The sequence below is a fragment of the Moraxella tetraodonis genome, from assembly GCF_022359095.1.
GTDB lineage: Bacteria > Pseudomonadota > Gammaproteobacteria > Pseudomonadales > Moraxellaceae > Faucicola > Faucicola tetraodonis.
Genome location: NZ_JACSYB010000001.1, coordinates 916,056 through 931,511, shown reverse-complemented (window position 1 = coordinate 931,511; position 15,456 = coordinate 916,056). Strand labels below are relative to the sequence as shown.

The following is a 15,456-nucleotide window of genomic DNA, read 5'->3' as shown; positions in this document are numbered from 1 at the left end:
TATGACAGCCCCTAATAGTGAAAACAATAGTGAAAATAAACTTGCTAGTGAAAATAGGCTTATTAATCAAAATAGCCTTGTCAAAACTCACCCGCAAAAAAGAGCAAACAGTCATCAAACCTTCCGTTTATCCCAGCTGTTTAGCACGCAGCTAGATAAATGGCTCATTGCTGCCTTATTAGGCATAATGACTGCGTTATCGGTGATTGGGCTGTTGATGACGTCAGGGTGGTTTATTTCTGCGGCAGCAATGGCGGGGATGGTGGCGCTAGGCTCACACAGTTTTAATTATCTGGTACCGGCAGCGATTATCCGTGTGATGGCGATGGTACGTACCGCAGGACGCTATGGTGAAATGATGGTGTCCCACCATGCGGTGTTTGGTTTGTTGCAGCGGCTGCGAGTGCGGTTTTTTAACCAGTTTGCACGCCTGCCACTGGCAAATTTATCAAGCACCCTACAATCTACCCATGTCATGCACCGTTTAACCCATGATATTGAGGTACTCAATGAGTTGCCACTGCGCGTGGTATCGCCTTGGCTAGTCGCTACCACCGCGAGCTTGCTAGTAGCCACCTTACTTTATCAGTATGAGGTTAACCCCATGCTGATTGCCATATTTTTAATCGCAGGTTTGATGCTGCCTGCCATGCTGACATGGCGCAGTATCAAGCACGCCCGCGCTCATCAGGCATTGGCAGAGTCTAGGCGTGTCAGTTTGCTCAATCCACTATCGGCGCTTACCCATTTATTGATTTGGCAGCGCTGGCAATCCGAATTGACTGCTTTTAACAGCGTCGACACTCAACATACGCATCAGCAAAAGCGCATCCAGCGCGCCCAATCATTGGTCATGCTAATCATGCAGTGGCTGATTGCAGCGGTTTTGGTCGGCTTGTTAGTGGGTTTTTATCACACGCCCCTTGTCATCAGTGTGCCGATGTTGCTTGCGCTATCCCTCGGTATCATGGGCATGACTGACTTGCTAACACCGTTAGTCACCCATTCGCTAGCCCTTGGCAATAGTTTGGCAGCAAAACACCAACTCAATGAATTACTCAATCCTTCGCTACAACCTAGCCATCATTTAACGCCTGATTTAACCAATCACTTAAACCATGATTTAGCCCCTTTACCCATCGATGTTGCGCGCCTAAGTGCACCACTCACACTCACCATCCATCAGCTAGCTGCCAAAATGCCGCAGGCGATTGTCGGTTTCAAAGCTATCAGCTTGACTGCCACCCAAGGCATCCCTGTATTGATTACTGGGCGCTCGGGCGCGGGCAAATCAACACTGTTACAAGTGCTGGCTCGTGAACTAGCACCGCAACAAGGCAGCATAGAGCTCAATGGTAGGGATTGGCTAGCGTTACACGATACGCCCGCGCTCACAGGTTATCTGGGGCAGCAGATTGATATTTTTGACCAGACCTTGGCGACCAATTTAAGATTGGGCAACGCCGATGCCAGTGATGAACAGCTTTGGCAAGTGCTGGGTAAGGTTGGACTCAAAGACTGGGCGCGCAGTCAGCCGCTACAATTACAGACCCCGCTAGGGGAATACGGGCAAGCTATTTCCGGTGGACAAGCCAGACGCATTGCCTTGGCACGGCTATTACTTAGCCCAAAAAAAATCTTGCTGCTAGATGAGCCGTTTGCGGGACTTGATAAAAAAAGCCGTGAAGCACTGTGGCAAATGCTGGTACAGCATCAGCAGCAAGGCATTTTAATCATTGTCACCCACCATCTTTGGCAAATTGACCAACCAATTAATATTGTGCAATTACCTGAGCCTGATGTTTTCATTTAAAAAAATGATTCGATATCCGAAAAAATTGAAACAAACATTTTTGAACATTGCTGCAGGCGTTTATGCAAAGCAGATTGTTTAATCCGATTGCTATAACCTACCTAGCCTGATTCTGCGTTATCGCTAAGTTTCTGCTGTCTTAATTTTTGTATGATAGTACTATCCAATCAAGGGTTATCAACAACTATATTAACAACCGCAGGAAAACCTATGAACTTAGCAAAATTTAACCCCTCATTTTTAGCCACTGGGCTTAGTGTAGCCCTGCTTAGTGTCGTTACAGGTGCGACAGTCACCGCCTGTGCGAGCACCTCAGCGGCACCACAAGCGCAAAAAATGCAAAAACGCCATCCAGCCAATGCCAAGAACTTTGAGCAACGCTTACAAGCCATGCAAGCCAACGCCCAAGCAGCCGCCAATGCCAGCATCAGTGCCTCTCAAGCGATCGCCTTGGTACAAAAACAAACCGCGAACACACGCATCGTTGGCGTACGCTATCATGACAGTAGCAACCGACCCAACCCAAACCCTGCGCGTACCAGCAACAACGCCGATGACAACATTGTCGGCTACCGGGTCATGACCCTCAGTGCGAATGGTCAGCCACAACTGTATATCGTCAATGCGTCTAATGGTCAAGTGAGCCAAGCAACTATGCCATCACGGCCATCACGGCCATCACGCACAGCGCGTCCGCCACAACCCAATACCCCCAATAACCCTAATAGCCCCAACAACATCGGCAACCCCAACAATCAACTAACTGCGCCGCCTGCCACCAATATCAGCCTAGAACGCGCCATGCAATTGGCAGCGAACCAAGTGGGTGGTGAAGCCATTGGCGCCCATTTGGGTGGGGATAAAGGGGGTAAAATGGGTGGTCATGGTTCTCGTGACGGTCACCGCCGCCCTAACAGAGACCCACAAATGGACAATACAGGCATGCCGCCTGCACCAAACCCTGCGCAAAATCAACCACCTAGAACTCCAAGCTATCAGATTGAAGTGGTGAAAGGTCAAGAAGTCTATCATGTCAAAGTTGATGCCCAAACAGGTGCCGTGAGCGATGTCAAATCATTCAAAGACTTCAACCGTCGTGCGCCTACTCAGCCATAATTGAGTGCCAAATGGCAACCTTGCTTATGAGCAACACCGTCATTCTTAGAATGGCGGTTTTTTGTGTTATAGTCTATTTATTGAACAGTATTCGTGTATAAAGGTAACCCAATGAGAGTATTACTCGTCGAAGATGACGTATTCATTGCCGACAGTCTGATTGATAGTCTAGAAGAAGAAGCCTATGCGGTAGACTGGGCAAAAGATGGGCGAGAAGCGATTTTGACCCTCAAAGTCGAATCGTATGACGTGATTTTGCTAGATTTGGGCTTGCCAGAAATTGACGGCATGAGCGTGTTAGAGACGCTTCGCAGTGCCAAAATCGATACGCCTGTACTGGTGCTGACCGCCCGAGACCAAATCAAAGACCGCGTGAAAGGACTGAGAGCAATGCCATTGAATTTTTAATCTATGGACTGCGCAAAAAAATTGGTCAAAAACGGATTAAAAACATCCGTGGTTTGGGCTGGTATATCAGCGCCGAATCCCAAGACTAACAAAAAGCGATAGAAAAAAGGCTCAAAAATATCCAGACAATGACCGCCAAGTACCCACGAAAATGACCATGGCTAACCCTACAAAAACCGCCCTACCCTTGCAAAAATCGTTGCAAAAATCACTACAAAAACAATTGCTGGTTTGGATACTTGGCACGTTATTATCGATTGGCATTTTGGTACAAATTGCGGTATTTTGCTATACCTATCAAGAGTTTAACACCTCACAAGAAACCAATCTTAGCTATCTTGCTGAGCTGGTTAGCTCGCGCTCAACGGTGCGACCACCCCCGCATGAACTAATTCCCAATAGGCGAAACCTAGATAACAATCTTTTACCGCATGACTTACCACCGCCTATACCGTCTATACCAGCTATGATAGCTTCTGCCCCTAGCAGTAGCACGCCGACCACTGTTTTCTCGCCCAATGATGAAAGCAACGTACTACAGTATCAAGGCGTTAAAGACGGTGTGCAAGTTGATATTTTCCCAGCCCGTTTTGGCAAAATTGACACCAATTTTATTGAACCAGTGGCTCACCCGCAATTGGTTAACACCCCTATCGGTTTTAGTGAATTAACCCTTGATGGTGAAATCTGGAAAGTCTTTCGTAAAGACACCCCAAGGCGGGCGATTTTTGTGCGTCAACCTGTCGAATGGCAGAAAAAAATTGCCTTAAAATCGGCTTGGCAATCCATTATTCCAATTTTACTAACCACCCTATTGCTGCTTGCACTATTGCCTTGGGTATTAAAGCGCGTATTGCGTCCGATTCAGTTATTAGCAAAGCAAATGGCAAAACGTCATGGTCAAGATCTCAGCTTGATCGAGCTACCCACTGACAGCCAACATCGCTCAATTCTGCCTAGCGAGCTGATGCCCTTGGTCATTGAAATCAATGCGTTGTTACAACGGGTTGACACGCATATCCAAAACCAAAACCGCTTCATCGCGGATGCAGCACATGAGCTACGATCGCCATTGACCGCAATCTCACTGCAAGTGCAACAACTGCAAAAATACAGTCAAGACGCGGCGATGTATAGCGACCCTGCAAGGCAAGCAAAATTCAAACAAAATATTCATAAGCTCGCTGTGAGAGTGGAACACAATCAACATTTGGTCGAACAGCTACTCACCCTTGCCCGTATGGAAGCCCAGCAATCACAGCTGACCGAGCGCACCAACACGCCCACCGATTTAATCGCAGTGCTACGAGAAGCCATCAAACTGCTATTTCCGATTGCCGATAGCAAAGACCAAACCCTGTCGGTTGACAACCATCTCGCCGCGCTGGGGGCGTCCGCGACGCAGGTCAGTGTAGATGAAACCGCCTTGTTTATCCTCCTCAAAAATTTACTGCAAAATGCGATTTTATACACCCCAACCACAGGCAATATCGCTGTTGTTATTGACCAGATGACTATCGATGACTTAACGCAGCCATCAAGCAACACCCATACCGATTTAGCCAACGCATTGACCCCGACCCCTGTGTTGGTTAACAACGCTAGCAACGCAATTAATCATCGCGCAAAACGACTCATCGTCCAAGTTGCTGATACCGGCATTGGCATTGATGCAGCCCATTATCAAGACGTCTTTCAACCCTTTTACCGCGTCAATCAAAATGCGTCTAGCGCGTCACTAGCACAAGGACAAACAAGTAGCACACAAACCCATAGCGATACTGCCAAAAAATCTTTTCCTACCAAAGACACAAGCGCCCATTCAGGTTTGACGGTGATTGGTGGTACGGGATTGGGTTTATCGATTGTTTATCAAATCTGCCAACAAGCCAATATCGATATTTATCTGAGTCCTACGCAAGTGATTGACAACAACGCCCAAACCACTGCCACCACCCAAGGCTTAACGGTAACCTTGGTGTTTTAGTCTGCCTCAAAAACAACGTAATTTTGTCAAATCATCGCTGCTTTTTTAAATCATTGTTCAATCTAGTTTTCTCAAACGTATAATTGCGGTATAAAGTACAACAACTATGCTTGGGTAAAACGGAAGTCAATTTTACGATGTTTGATTTTATATTGAAAAAAAATAAAAAAAATGCGCTGGACTCACTGCATGACAAGCCATCGGGTGTGTTTAATAAACTGGTATTTTATAGCAGTTTATTCGCTGTATTGCTTGCGGTTATTGAGACGGGATTTGATTTTAAAGTTTGGTTGCATGGCGTGGCTTCGACGTTTTATTTAATCGTGCTTGGGCTTAATTTTATTGAATTATTGAGTCAATATGTGCAAAAAGGTATACGTTCAAAGCTTGTGCTAACGTTTGATTTGTCCATTGCTTTATTAGTCATTGCGTTATTGGTGACACATTTTTTTGCCGATAATAGTTCTTTTTTATACAAATTCTTGTTTGAAAAATCGCTGATAAAAATTGCGTTGTTGGTTTCTTTTATTCGTCAGTTATTGGTGATGGAGTTTAGCTTTAAGATAGTCGTTGCCCATCCTGCCCAATTGTTTATTTTAAGTTTTTTATTGCTTATTTTGCTCGGCACGTTTTTGCTGATGATGCCAAATGCCACGTATGGTCATATTGCGTTTGTTGATGCTTTATTTACTGCCACGAGTGCGGTGTGTATCACAGGTCTGGCGGTAAAAGATACCGGCGCTTTTTTTACCCCATTGGGTCAAATCATTATCATGTGTTTGTTTCAATTGGGCGGCTTAGGGATTTTAACTTTTGCTACCTATTTTAGCTATTTTTTTCGAGGGCGCATCAGTTATCAGACACAGCTACAGATTGGGCATGTGACCTCAGCCAATCGTATGAGTGATGTGCTAAAGACGCTCAAAGTAATTTTTGCAGTCACGTTTGCGGTGGAGTCCGTGGCAGCCATAGCGATTTATCTCAGTATGCTTGATGTCCCTATGAGTATCCATCGCCGCATCTTTTTTTCGGTTTTTCATGCCATCTCTGCATTTTGTAATGCAGGTTTTTCAACGATGAGTGATAGCTTATATGAGTTACAACTGCGCTTTAATTATCCGTTACAAATGGTTGTGGCGGTGACATTTTTGTTTGGGGGATTGGGGTTTGCGATAGTTGCCAATGTCGTGGAATATTTGCGCCATCAGGTGATGCGCCTGTTGTTTCCTAACCGCTCACGATATGGTGCCAAGCCGTGGCTACTGAGTATCAATAGTCGCATTAGTTTAGTGACGACCCTGTCCTTGCTAGTGCTTGCCTTTGTCAGTGTGCTTGTATTTGAGTGGCAAGGCACATTAACTGAGCATACCAGTGTCATAGGCAAACTTGTGACAGGGTTTTTTGTGGCGGCTTCACCGCGCTCATCAGGAATCAACGTGGTAGACATGGCACAGCTAGCGCCACCGACTGTGATGCTTACCATTGCACTGATGTGGGTCGGGGCAGCCCCAAACTCTACAGGCGGTGGTATCAAAACCACGACCTTTGCGGTCGCTGTGCTCAATATTGTGTCACTGGCACGCGGCTATTCTCGTATCGAAGTATTTCGTCGTGAAATTGCGGATATCTCAGTGAAACGGGCATTTGCGATTATCTGTTTGTCAGTGATTATCATTGCGTTTGGTTGTACGTTAATACGCTGGGCAGAGCCCAACATGAGTATGACAGAAGTGTTATTTGAAAGTGTTTCTGCTTACACTACCACAGGGTTAAGCTTAGGCATCACCCCGCATTTAAGTGCGTTTAGCAAATCCGTCCTGATTGGGCTGATGTTTTGTGGACGAGTTGGGGCGTTGACCATCTTAATTGCCTTATTAAATCGCCCAAGGCATCAAAGCTATCGCTATCCCAGCGAAGAGATTATTATCACCTAAAAATAAATTGATAAGGTATAGATATGAAATACATCATCGTCGGTCTAGGCAATTTTGGCTCATCACTTGCCACCAAACTCACCAGTCAAGGGCATGAGGTCATTGGTATTGATATCGACATGGATAAAGTTGAGCGCTACAAAGAATCCATTTCGCACACGATTTGTATCGATTCTACCAGCGAAAACGCCGTCTCAGGGTTACCCATCGCCCAGACAGATGTAGTGCTCATTACCATTGGCGAAGACCAAGGGCAAAACGTGATGGTCACTGCCCTATTCAAAAATCTTAATGCCAAATATATCATTAGCCGAGCGATTAACCCACTGCATGAAAAAGTGCTACAAGCATTGGGGGTTGATGATATCATCCAACCTGAAAACGAGGCGGCAACCCACTGGGCAAAGAAACTCTCCTTAAATGGCTTAATTGATTCGTTTGAGCTTGATAATGATTATAGTATTGTTCAAATACAGACGCCGCCTACATTTTACGGTAAAACAGTTCACGCGCTTGATTTAATCAATCAGTTTAATGTGATGCTGTTAACCACCATTTCATTTCACCAAACCCAATTTGGTTTTGGTCGAAATCAAACTAAGTCCAAAATTGATGGCATTGTACATCCAGATTTTGTCATTGAGCCTGATACGGTTTTAGTATTATTTGGGGAAACCAATGACTTAAGACGACTGTTCAAGTATATGCACGCCTCACAGAATACGTAAAAATAGCCCATCCAAGCATCTTGTGTTTTCACAAAGTCTTGTGACCTTGCAAGCCGTCAGCCAAAATTTTTGGTCACAAAATGGTCACGTTTTGGTCACAAGCATTTGGTCATGTTAGTTTTACTAACCTATCTTTCAGAACATGTTTGGTAATTTAACAATCAGTCAGTCAAGACACAGTTGATAAGTAAAAGATTTATCGAAAAAATAATATTTTTTATATTCAATCACTTAACTAAATACCAAGACGAAAAAAACCTCAAATCAGGGGAGATTTGAGGTATAAAACTTTAAAAATTTCGTTTTTAAATCCACTAAAATAAGTGGCGCAGCGGACGGGACTCGAACCCGCGACCCCCGGCGTGACAGGCCGGTATTCTAACCAACTGAACTACCACTGCACGGTAGCTGATAGCGATGATATAGGTTGGTGGGTCGTGACGGATTCGAACCGCCGACATTCTGCGTGTAAGGCAGACGCTCTACCAACTGAGCTAACGACCCTGATAGGCAATCTATAAGCCAATCAAGTTGCTTCAATATCATCGAAGTGACGCGTATTATATAGACTTGTCATGGATTGTCAACTAGTTATTTAAAGATTTTTTCGATATCTTTTTGCAAGCTTGGCATCGCTTTTTCAAATTGGCTTGTGTCACCTATCAAGGTCGGCATCATCACCTGCACAAACTCACTGGAAACTTGCGATTGTTTACTCAAGATGCGTTGTCCCATTGGGGTCTCATAAAATTGGTTGAGGGCATCGACTTCAGCTTGGGTATAGGTTCTTTTGGCAATTGCTTGATAAGCTTGTTGCAGTTGCTGTTTAGAGATGGGTTGGTCTAATTGCTGTCCCAAGATGGTGCTATATTTAACAAAGATATTTTTAAGTTGTTTTTGCGCATGACGGCTAAAAATACCCGCATTTTCATCTGTAGGCAATTCTTGAGGTAGCCCTTTCATCATACTGGCCGCTTGCTGACGTTGGGCAATCATTTCATCAATCATTTTATCGATATGTAGCACCTTGATAAGCTTGTCAAGCGATGCATCCGTGGGCTGGGTTTGCAATTCGTTGATAGTCGTAACTGGTGGTTGAGCACTAACTGGGTTGTTCTGAATGATTAATTCGGCGTAAGCAGGATGAACCAGCATAGTCACGCTAGATGATACCAATAAGGCTAGCCCTGCTAACTTTTTAGCGGTTAATGACCATAATAGGCGTAACGGTTTGTTGGATTTTATAGAGGGATATTTATGACGCATTTTTCTGCCTACTCGATATCACATTGGGGAATGTTGTTACTTTGAAAACGTAATGCTTTACGCATCTGTGCGGCTTTTTGGCGGCATTCTTGCGGGCTATCTTTGATTTCAAGGGGTGGTACACGGGTGGGCTTGCCATATTTATCCACCGCTACCATGGTGAAATAACAACTATTGGTATGGCGTATCGTACGGTTTTGGATATTTTCTGCCTGCACTCGAATACCCACTTCCATCGAAGTTTTGCCCACATAATTGACGCTTGCCAAAAAGGTGACTAACTCCCCTACATGAATCGGCTCACGAAAAATCACTTGATCCACCGATAGCGTCACCACGTAGCTACCGCTATAGCGACTGGCACAGGCATAGGCCACTTGGTCAAGCATTTTTAATAAATCCCCGCCATGCACATTGCCGGTGAAATTTGCCAAATCAGGCGTCATCAGCACAGACATGGTAAGTTCGTTCTGTAAAGGGGCAACTTGCAAATTTTGCTGTAATTCAACGGAATTAGCCACAATGACGATCCTTCTTAATTCATATAACAACTATCATAAAAAATTATCAACCTTAGCATAGCTGTGAGCCAACATAGCTGTGAATCAACATAGCGAGCGGTGAGAACGTAGCTAGGAAGCAACGTAGCTGGGAGGCAACTTGGCCAATACAGCGATGCATTAACCGCTAAACTAGCAAATTCGTCTTATCATCACAATAGCCAATCAGTAACTGACTGATTACTAGCTACAATCTGGTCAAAAATAAAAATTTCCAAAGAATTTTTTGATATAGGGCTTGACAGTCACGGTTAATTTGCTAAAATACGCACCACTTAAACGCTGCGATGATTTTTGCAGGTTTAACAAAAAATTCTACCGCTTATTCTCCAATAGCTCAGTCGGTAGAGCAATGGACTGTTAATCCATGTGTCCCTGGTTCGAGCCCAGGTTGGAGAGCCATATTAAGAAGACCTTTAACAACGCTTGTTAAGGGTCTTTTTTTATGTGGTATTTTTTATCTATCGTTATTGCTATGAGTCATTTTGATTGCTAGGGGTCATTTTGCATCATGAAGTTTATTGATGTTTTTTTCTAAAAAATGCTTGACTCATTTTTTAAATCTCAGTAATATACGCACCACTTGATTATCTGTTCTCCAATAGCTCAGTCGGTAGAGCAATGGACTGTTAATCCATGTGTCCCTGGTTCGAGCCCAGGTTGGAGAGCCAATCAAGCCAAATTCTGTTGTATATTTTGAACCCGTTCCCTTGTGAATGGGTTTTTTTATGAGCAAAGTTTAGCAATTTGCTGTTTAACACGCCTTTGCTTGCTACCCTATTATCTCACCTGCTAAAGTACTTAAGATACTATTGATAAGGTACTAGTTATGACGCTGTCGTTTTCCCCTACCCAATCTCAATTTTTGACCCTACAACAAGCGATTAATAAAGACCGCATCACCCAGCTAGTAAGCGATCATCAGCAAGGTAAGCTGTCGTCAGATGATAAATCTTACTATGAAAGCTTAATTACCCAATTTATCGAGTTAATCAAGCTGCCTGATAGCGCGCATTTAGCCATGCAGCTTTTACCAGAATTCAAAATCACCGTGCCAGCCTTGCTTGATGGCATGGCTTATCGCGCCGTGGCTGATAAAAATCCGAAAGCGTGTGTGTTTGCGGCATATATGATTGACCAATCGCTGTTGCAGCGCGATATGACGCTGCTGTTCAATGTGATTATTGAATTCGGTACGCCCGAGCTGTGGGTTGAATTGGTAAAAAAAGTGAATAATGCCCCTGCCGATCGCATCGTTGAGAAGGTTTATCAATGCGACAAATCGGTACAGGCCTATTGGGAACAACAAATTTTGTAAAGAAAATTGGCTTGATGGTCGCATCGAGCGTTAAGCTAATGCAACATTTGACTAAGATTTTTGTAGGAATTTTACGTTTGCCTTGCTTGTTTCTCGCCAATGAAATAATTACACTAGGTTAAAGATATCTAATTGCGCTCATTGCGCTAAATTTTTCGTCTAATTGATAATTTGGTTATATCTAGCTTGATTGCTAAAAATTGATCACACGCGAGGCATGCAAATGATTACTAAAATCAAAAAAAATCAACAAGTCATGGTTCCTATTCATATCAAAATCACTGAAGAAATGCGGGATTTGTTGACCCAAGTCGCCAAAAGCCATGGGTTTCCACGTATTCAAGGCTTGATTCGCTTATATATTCGCCGGGGACTCGATGCCGAGAATGTCGGCTACTCACTCGCTAAAGACAGCCGTTTTATCGAAAAGCTTAAGCGTCAAGGGGTGTCCGATGAGGTGATTTTTGAAGCGATTGAGGAGACAGCTAATGAGCCTGAAGCCAAAGCAACTGATACGGCAAAAACTTAAGCATTTTTAGCCCCATAAAAAAACCCAAAACGCAAATGTTTTGGGTTTTTTACGATTAATCAACGCTTTTATACGCTTAACTTTTCTAGGCTTATTCTTTATACAATTATACAGTGGGATGATGCTCAATAGGCGGTAATGGCTGACCATTGAGCGCTGCGTCCAAACGCTGTTTGTCTAGTGCATTTTCCCAACGCGACACGACAATCGTCGCACAGGCATTACCGGTTAAGTTGGTCAATGCACGGCACTCTGACATAAAGCGGTCAATCCCTAAAATAAGCGCCATCCCTTCGATGGGCACAGTTGGCACCACCGCCAAGGTGGCTGCCAAGGTGATAAAACCAGCGCCCGTGATACCTGCCGCGCCTTTTGAGCTTAACATCGCAACCAATAATAACGTAATCTCTTGGGTCAACGTCAAATCAATATTACAGGCTTGCGCGATGAATAACGCTGCCATGGTCATATAGATGTTGGTACCATCTAGGTTAAATGAATACCCTGTTGGAATCACCAAACCGACCACTGATTTTTCGCAGCCTGCGCGTTCAAGTTTTTGCATCAAGGTTGGTAGTGCCGCTTCTGATGAACTGGTGCCTAACACCAATAGCAATTCATCTTTGATGTATTTAATCATCTTGATGATTGAAAAGCCGTTATAACGTGCCACAGCACCGAGCACCACCAGCACAAATAGCAATGAAGTGATATAAAAACAGGCTATCAAAAAGGCTAAGTTACCCAGTGAGTGCACCCCATACTTACCAATAGTAAATGCCATCGCCCCAAACGCACCAATCGGCGCAGCTTTCATCAAGATTTCAACCGCTTTAAACACAGGCGCAGATAACTCTTGAAAGAAGTTTAACACGGGACGAGCACGATCACCCACCGATGCTAACGAAACACCAAACAGCACTGAAACAAATAACACTTGCAGGATATTGCCTTCTGTCAGTGGGCTTACCATGGTTTCCGGAATGATATTCATCAAAAAACCGGTAATGGTACTATCGTGCGCTTTGCTAACATACTCAGACACTTTAGCCGCATCTTTCCCTGTTGCCAGAGTAGCGGGATCGATATTGAGACCCGCGCCAGGTTGCAACACATTGGCAACCACAAGACCGATGATCAATGCCAAGGTTGAAAAGGTAATGAAATACAGCATCGCTTTACCAGCAACACGACCGACTCGCTTCATATTGCTCATACCAGCAATACCCGTCACCACTGTCAAGAAAATAACGGGGGCGATAATCATTTTAACCAATTTAATAAATGCATCACCCAGTGGTTTCATTGCCTCACCCACTTCTGGGGCAAATACACCAAGCAAGATACCCAGTACAATGGCAATAATCACTTGTACATACAGAATTTGGTACCATTTACGGGGTTTGGGTGGTTCCACGAGTGTCGTGGTATCGATAGGTATCATGACAGATACACTCCTTTATCTGACGAACCCTAAAACTGAGATAAGGTTACATTTGCGATAAAAATTGTAGAACAAATTTAGCCAAATAGTCGCACAACCTTTAGAATTTTATCAGCAATCATTAGAAAATCTAATGGATTGCAGTGCTGCGTATATTAACAATGTGATAACATATCAGCAAGGTAATTTTCAACATTATTGTTAAGCTGTAATGGGTCACATGGAGGCACTAAAACAATCCGTTGTATCAATATTTTTAGAGGCAGGATTGGTGGGTTTTTGAGCGTTTTTTGCTTCAATACTTTGCTTAACATCAGCGCAAGGTATGAAGCCCAGATATAAAGCCAAGGTGTTTAGCATAGTTATCTAACTTTCTATTTAACTTTCTTTCGCTAATATTTTTTGCATTAACGTAAAAAAGTGCTTGCATTGTTATTTCACTTGTATATAATAGCCACCACAATTTGGAAGCTTGGCAGAGCGGTTGAATGCACCGGTCTTGAAAACCGGCAAGGGTGCGAGCCCTTCGAGAGTTCGAATCTCTCAGCTTCCGCCATATTTAAAAAAACCCCTGACTTAATTAAGTTTTGGGGTTTTTTATTGCCTAAGATTTATCCTTATGAATATCATTCTTTTACCGCAAAATACCTCATCGACCGCTATTATTGATGATAAAACGAGTGTGATGCATTTAAAACAGGTGCTTAAAGTGACATTGGGCGATATGGTGAAAGTCGGTATCAAAAATGGTCATTTAGGCACAGCGGTTGTGAGCAATATCCACGATTCAAGTATCGAATTATCGCAAATCCACTGTACTATTGCGCCACCTGCCAAACTGCCACTGACTGTTATTTTGGCAATTCCCCGCCCCAAGGTATTGCGTCGTCTATTTTTGGACATGACGGCGATGGGCGCCCAGCATATTATCTTGGTCAATGGTTACCGGAGTGAAAAGAGCTACTGGCAAACCCCATTTTTAACTCAACTCGATAACTATATCCATGAAGGCTTACAACAAGCCTGTGATACCGTAAGCCCAACCGTGAGCCTCAAAAAACGCTTAAAACCTTTTGTTGAAGATGAACTACCTGCTTTAATTGCAGGTAAACAGGCGATTTTGGCACATCCTTATGCCAATGAGCAGTTCACCCAAGTGTGGGACAATGCCCTGCCACATGTGCTAGTGATTGGGGCTGAAGGCGGTTGGATCGATTATGAAGTCGAATTATTCAAAACCGCTGGCTGCCAAGCGGCGCATATTGGCAATCGCATCTTACGCACTGAGAATGCCGTGGGTGTGCTATGCGGTCATGCACTGTTAACTAGCCAATAAAATAGCCCATAAGAACAGCCATACCTTGCCGTCAAATAACCTGCTATCGCCAAAGTTAAGCGGATTCAGGTGTGAAAAAATTATTACAACATCATAACAATTTTGTCTTGGGATTGATTTTGCATAAGGGTGTATGATATTTCCTGCTTCATGTCATAACGATAAAATTAAATAATATTGCATAACTAGATAACATGACTAGATAATATAACGAGATAAAAAGGAAAGCTCATGAAAGCGAGTGATATCTTAGATAACGCGACGTTTATGCCTTTTACTGCCCCACCTTGTTCGAATGGTCCTTACGAATTTTTTGACCGCGAATACTTTATCATCACCTACCGCACCGATCCCGAAAAACTGCGTGCTATCGTACCTGAGCCACTCCAAATCACTGATGACGCGCTGGTGAGTTACGAGTTTATTCGCATGCCTAACAGCACAGGTTTTGGCAACTATACCGAATCGGGACAAGTGATTGAAGTGATTGATGCTGAAGGTCGTCATGCCAATTATACCCATTGTATGTTTTTAGATGACTTTGGACCCACCGCAGGCGGCCGTGAGCTGTGGGGTTTTCCAAAAAAAATGGCATCGCCTGTATTAACCGTCGACAACACCGACACCCTACTTGGCACCCTCGACTATGGTAGTGTGCGCGTAGCTACAGGCACTATGGCGTATAAATATGATGAGCTGGACAAAGCCACCGTCAAAGCCAATATGGAAAAAACGCCCAATTATTTGTTAAAACTCATTCCCCATGTCGATGGCACGCCGCGGATTTGCGAGTTGGTGCGCTATTATTTGACCGATGTAGAAGTTAAAGCAGCCTATACAGGACCTGCTACCTTACAGTTATTTGACCATGTGATGGCACCCGTGTCGAAATTACCTGTGCTAGAAATCGTCAAAACCTCTCATATTATTGCTAATCTCACCCTTGCGTTGGGTGAAGTAGCGGTGGACTACATTGCCGATGCGCAAGCCCGTCTCGATAGTAACTTTCAATAATTA

At 43.9% G+C, this 15,456-nt stretch carries 13 protein-coding genes and 5 tRNA genes; 13 read left to right on the top strand and 5 right to left on the bottom strand.

The annotated features are described in order from the left end of the window. The first annotated feature begins 1 nt into the window (after position 1). The 6 genes from H9W84_RS04215 to H9W84_RS04190 all read left to right on the top strand — a co-directional run bounded on the left by H9W84_RS04215 (position 2) and on the right by H9W84_RS04190 (position 7,986). Positions 2-1,813 carry an amino acid ABC transporter ATP-binding/permease protein gene (locus H9W84_RS04215; protein ID WP_239741853.1) on the top strand — a complete coding sequence of 604 codons (1,812 nt, stop codon included), beginning with the start codon at positions 2-4 and terminating at the stop codon, positions 1,811-1,813. Positions 1,814-2,023: 210 nt separating this feature from the next. After that, positions 2,024-2,929: a PepSY domain-containing protein gene (locus H9W84_RS04210; protein WP_239741851.1), complete on the top strand. Its 906-nt coding sequence runs from the start codon at positions 2,024-2,026 to the stop codon at positions 2,927-2,929. Between the two features lie 111 nt (positions 2,930-3,040). Beyond that, positions 3,041-3,337 carry a response regulator gene (locus tag H9W84_RS04205; protein WP_409950572.1) on the top strand — a complete coding sequence of 99 codons (297 nt, stop codon included), beginning with the start codon at positions 3,041-3,043 and terminating at the stop codon, positions 3,335-3,337. A gap of 157 nt (positions 3,338-3,494) precedes the next feature. Then, on the top strand, positions 3,495-5,324 hold the full coding sequence (locus H9W84_RS04200) for a sensor histidine kinase (RefSeq protein WP_239741849.1): 1,830 nt from the start codon (positions 3,495-3,497) through the stop codon (positions 5,322-5,324). 152 nt (positions 5,325-5,476) lie between these two features. Continuing rightward, entirely contained in the window at positions 5,477-7,258 is a 1,782-nt protein-coding gene (locus H9W84_RS04195) for a TrkH family potassium uptake protein (protein ID WP_239741848.1), read from the top strand. Between the two features lie 23 nt (positions 7,259-7,281). Further along, entirely contained in the window at positions 7,282-7,986 is a 705-nt protein-coding gene (locus H9W84_RS04190; RefSeq protein ID WP_239741846.1) for a potassium channel family protein, read from the top strand. 324 nt (positions 7,987-8,310) lie between these two features. On the opposite strand, the gene H9W84_RS04185 is transcribed toward H9W84_RS04190, so the two are convergent. The 4 genes from H9W84_RS04185 to H9W84_RS04170 form a co-directional block, all read right to left on the bottom strand. Continuing rightward, positions 8,311-8,387: transfer RNA gene (locus tag H9W84_RS04185), tRNA-Asp, on the bottom strand. 27 nt (positions 8,388-8,414) lie between these two features. Then, positions 8,415-8,490: transfer RNA gene (locus H9W84_RS04180), tRNA-Val, on the bottom strand. Positions 8,491-8,577: 87 nt separating this feature from the next. Continuing rightward, positions 8,578-9,252, bottom strand: coding sequence for a DUF2059 domain-containing protein (locus H9W84_RS04175; RefSeq protein WP_239741843.1), 675 nt, complete (start codon positions 9,250-9,252; stop codon positions 8,578-8,580). A gap of 8 nt (positions 9,253-9,260) precedes the next feature. Next, the gene (locus H9W84_RS04170) at positions 9,261-9,710 is read right to left on the bottom strand and encodes an acyl-CoA thioesterase (protein WP_050772869.1); all 450 of its coding nucleotides are present in this window, start codon (positions 9,708-9,710) and stop codon (positions 9,261-9,263) included. A gap of 428 nt (positions 9,711-10,138) precedes the next feature. On the opposite strand from H9W84_RS04170, the gene H9W84_RS04165 reads away from it, so the two are divergent. From H9W84_RS04165 to H9W84_RS04150, 4 genes are all read left to right on the top strand, one after another. After that, positions 10,139-10,214: transfer RNA gene (locus H9W84_RS04165), tRNA-Asn, on the top strand. Between the two features lie 193 nt (positions 10,215-10,407). Further along, positions 10,408-10,483: transfer RNA gene (locus H9W84_RS04160), tRNA-Asn, on the top strand. A gap of 158 nt (positions 10,484-10,641) precedes the next feature. After that, positions 10,642-11,130 (top strand): hypothetical protein, encoded by a 489-nt coding sequence (locus H9W84_RS04155; RefSeq protein WP_239741841.1) that lies wholly within the window; start codon positions 10,642-10,644, stop codon positions 11,128-11,130. 223 nt (positions 11,131-11,353) lie between these two features. Next, positions 11,354-11,659, top strand: coding sequence for a CopG family transcriptional regulator (locus H9W84_RS04150; protein WP_144917390.1), 306 nt, complete (start codon positions 11,354-11,356; stop codon positions 11,657-11,659). A 106-nt stretch (positions 11,660-11,765) separates the two neighbouring features. Here the strand turns inward: H9W84_RS04150 and H9W84_RS04145 are convergent, their stop codons facing one another. Next, the gene (locus H9W84_RS04145) at positions 11,766-13,103 is read right to left on the bottom strand and encodes a dicarboxylate/amino acid:cation symporter (protein ID WP_007116316.1); all 1,338 of its coding nucleotides are present in this window, start codon (positions 13,101-13,103) and stop codon (positions 11,766-11,768) included. Positions 13,104-13,569: 466 nt separating this feature from the next. Between H9W84_RS04145 and H9W84_RS04140 the strand changes: the two genes are divergently transcribed. The 3 genes from H9W84_RS04140 to H9W84_RS04130 all read left to right on the top strand — a co-directional run bounded on the left by H9W84_RS04140 (position 13,570) and on the right by H9W84_RS04130 (position 15,453). Beyond that, positions 13,570-13,659, top strand: a tRNA-Ser gene (locus H9W84_RS04140). A gap of 63 nt (positions 13,660-13,722) precedes the next feature. Beyond that, entirely contained in the window at positions 13,723-14,439 is a 717-nt protein-coding gene (locus tag H9W84_RS04135) for a 16S rRNA (uracil(1498)-N(3))-methyltransferase (protein WP_239741838.1), read from the top strand. Positions 14,440-14,670: 231 nt separating this feature from the next. After that, positions 14,671-15,453: an acetoacetate decarboxylase gene (locus tag H9W84_RS04130; protein WP_239741836.1), complete on the top strand. Its 783-nt coding sequence runs from the start codon at positions 14,671-14,673 to the stop codon at positions 15,451-15,453. Positions 15,454-15,456 lie beyond the last annotated feature (3 nt).